Origin of the sequence: Mycolicibacterium elephantis DSM 44368 (assembly GCF_004014805.1) — a bacterium.
Lineage (GTDB): Bacteria > Actinomycetota > Actinomycetes > Mycobacteriales > Mycobacteriaceae > Mycobacterium > Mycobacterium elephantis.
The window spans coordinates 1-208 of record NZ_ATDN01000087.1 but is presented as its reverse complement, the minus strand read 5'-3'; the positions used below and the strand labels follow the sequence as shown (position 1 = coordinate 208).

At 73.6% G+C, this 208-nt stretch carries 1 pseudogene; it reads right to left on the bottom strand.

The features are described from left to right. Window positions 1–208: pseudogene (locus MELE44368_RS26825) on the bottom strand (HNH endonuclease); the annotation flags it as partial.

Genomic DNA, 208 nt, shown 5'->3' with positions numbered 1-208 from the left:
GTCGCGGGTTTGTTTGCGCCGCGGCATCTTCGCCAGCCGGTCGGGGTCCGGGGGGAGCGGGTCGGTGGGCAGGTCGAGTTCGCCGGTGGGTTGGCCCAGGGCCGGAAACAGGCTCGCGCCGTGGGCCTGGCTGCGGTAGATGTGCCCGGTGGGCGAGGTCAACACCACGGTGCCGTCGGGGAACTGATGGTCGCGCCAGCCGCCGGGG